General features: G+C 39.1%; 1 protein-coding gene and 2 rRNA genes. 1 reads left to right on the forward strand and 2 read right to left on the reverse strand.

What is annotated here, in order from left to right:
* Nucleotides 1–1,280 precede the first annotated feature (1,280 nt).
* On the forward strand, nucleotides 1,281–2,171 hold the full coding sequence (locus A7985_RS25290; RefSeq protein ID WP_081310738.1) for an AraC family transcriptional regulator: 891 nt from the start codon (nucleotides 1,281–1,283) through the stop codon (nucleotides 2,169–2,171).
* A gap of 462 nt (nucleotides 2,172–2,633) precedes the next feature.
* Here the strand turns inward: A7985_RS25290 and rrf are convergent.
* A 5S ribosomal RNA gene (rrf, locus tag A7985_RS25295) occupies nucleotides 2,634–2,748 on the reverse strand.
* 177 nt (nucleotides 2,749–2,925) lie between these two features.
* Nucleotides 2,926–3,014, reverse strand: a 23S ribosomal RNA gene (locus A7985_RS25300); the annotation flags it as partial.

Below are 3,014 nucleotides of genomic sequence, written 5' to 3' on the forward strand. Positions count from 1 at the left end.
TTTTTGGTACCAAGTACCTGACTCAATGAATACTGATTGATAATTTCTTATAAAAGAAATAAATCGAATTGACTGTTATAGTCACTCAGTAAAATTGAGATTCTAATTCTTTTGCTCCTGAATCAAGAGCTGTTAGAACTCAATCTGTACGAGTGCCCACACAGATGATTGCTTCATATTTTTAAAGAACAATGTAACTAACCCTTGGTTAGTTACCGCAGCGTTGCTGCGAAGTGGAGCGCCATATTAACCGCTTCACTTTTAAAGTCAACTAGAAAATTTAATTTTTCTTAATTAAGCTTTCCGTTTAACTTTAACCTTCACTTTGGTTTGCGCTTTTCGTTGCATCCCGCCGTGTCAGTGGGAGCGCATTATAGGGAGATTTGAGATGGGCGCAAGCGTTTTTTTCGCTTTTTTCTTAATAAATTAATTTATTTAGTTAACCTCAAAATACCCATATTAGAATCACAAGTTATACACAAAAAACTGTGGATAACATATATGTTTTAGCTATATCTAAAGTTAGTTTTCAAAAAGGTTGGATAGGAACAAAAGTAATAGACAGGGTAGAAAATAGCTAAAACACACGCTGACTATCTGACTATCTGACTATCTGACTATCTGACTATCTGACTATCTGACTATCTGACTATCTGACTATCTGACTATCTGACTATCTGACTATCTGACTATCTGACTATCTGACTATCTGACTATCAAAGGTAGTTTAGTCACTCCTTAATTTAGTCAAGTCGGTTCCCTGAAGGCCATATCATATTTTAGAAGGCTTTTAATCACAGCATATTACAATGGTTAACTCTCTCACATAAATGAGGCTGCACTCTTAATATCCATAACAACTACATTCATGACCCTGCTGTGAATTAAAAAAGTATCGACTGTTCGAGATCAAAGCATTAAATCAATTCTAAATTAGATAACGTGAGTGGCTATTTGCAGTAATTAGCTAAATGATTCAATTAACTTTGCAAGGTTAAGCAGTCGCTCTAGTTTGCATGGATTTAAACAAACCTAACCACCTTTAACATAAGCAGTAGAAAGGGCTCGTACCGCTGATACAGATAAATTATTTTCAAGCTTTCATCATAACTAGCCTTAAATCTATGGAGTTCCAAAACCTTTACCTCTCTTTACTTACAAAATTAGTCGGATTCAACCCTCAAGCGAGGTTTTAATGTCACAACTTAAAATAGCAAGAAAAGGTGAGACAGACGCCTTAGCGATTAAATACCATAATGGCTTAAGAGGAGGCTTGTTTAATGACTTGGTCACAACGAATGAATTGGGCAATTGAATATATAGAGAGTAACTTAGATAGCGGCCTTGGTATTGAGGATGTGGCTAAGGTGGCATGTTGTTCAAAATACCACTTCCATCGCATGTTTTTTGCTAAATTTAAGATTACCTGCACCGAATATATCAGAAGGCGAAAACTAACCTTAGCTGCTGTTGAATTGCTCAATACAAATAAAAGTATTGTCGATATCGCAATCAAATATGGATACAAGTCCCCCAATGCCTTTACTCGCGCATTTAGACATATACATGGAATCAACCCAAGTATTGCCCGTTTAGGGGGCACCGCGCTTTCTTCATATAAGAGAGTCTACTACTCCCAAGACAACAAAACAGGTGAAAGTATGGACTACAAAATAATTGATGTACCTGAATTTAATATAATAGGCACTGGCAAGAGCTTTGATTTCGAAAGTTTTGTAAAAGATGGACCTAAATTTTGGAAAGGGTATGTAGGTTCAAAAGAGTATAAAAAGCTCACTCAACTCAATGATGGTAGGCCATGCCCGATCACAAACTCCCCTTTACTCTCTGCTTATTTTCCAATAGAAAATGGGAGGCGGGATGAGTTTTTGGATGTTTTAGGTGTTGAAGCGACAAGTCGAGATAGATTAAAAGGATTTGAAACTTATACAGTACCTTCCTCCACTTATGCGGAATTCAATTGCACATACAAAACTTCCATGAAAACCAACCGATCTATATATGGCTCATGGTTTTCCTCAACTGGTTTTGAAAGGGATGGCAGCAAACCTGATATAGTCGCATATTTCCCCATACCATTTCGGCCAATGAATGAGATGCATATCCGTTGGTGGATACCCGTTATTCGCAAGAAAGGAGCAAAAGGTTAGCAACGGTGAGCATCGTGCAAAGTGTTAACGATAATGAGCGCAGCGAATACGTTTGCTTTGCGCAAGTATGGTGCAAAGGGTTAACGACAGCGAACGCAGTGAGTGCGTTTGCTTTGCGCAAGGGTGACGAATGACCGAAACGAAGTTTCGCAGCATGAGGAAGTGAGCGCATGGATGCGCGATGGGACCCAGCTTCAGGGATGAATTAAGTGCGAAAGGTTAGCGACAGCGAACGCAGTGAGTACGCTTCTTTTGCGCAAGGTGAAATAAGCGGTTTTAACAACTGATGAGAGATTGGTGATCCATCCATTATGAACGACTTAAAATGATGCCAAGAGAGTCCATCTCAACGTCACTGAAAGTTGCTCTCTTCACCTTGCGCTAAAGTCGCGCTAAAGCACGATTTAGCACCATAAACGTAAAAAACCCGTCGCATTTCTGCAACGGGTTTCTCTAATTGGGCCCTGGCAATGTCCTACTTTCACATGGGAAACCCCACACTATCATCGGCGCTATTTCGTTTCACTACTGAGTTCGGCATGGGATCAGGTGGTTCCAAAATGCTATGTTCACCAGGAAATTCTTTTCGTGCAAATGGCTAATGACGTCTTTTTGTCATTTCATTTGCGCAAGGTGAATTGATTTCTCGTAAGAGCTCATCTTTTCACAATGCTAAAAATCTGGAAGCGTAATTAAATTCTTATCGTCTACTTTTATTCTTAACTTCTAACAAATAAAACCACTTTGGCGTTGTATGGTTAAGCCTCACGGGTAATTAGTACGAGTTAGCTCAATGCCTCACAGCACTTCCACATCTCGCCTATCAACGTTGTAGTCTTCAAC

It is taken from the genome of Pseudoalteromonas luteoviolacea, from assembly GCF_001696455.1.
GTDB classification, from domain to species: domain Bacteria; phylum Pseudomonadota; class Gammaproteobacteria; order Enterobacterales; family Alteromonadaceae; genus Pseudoalteromonas; species Pseudoalteromonas luteoviolacea_C.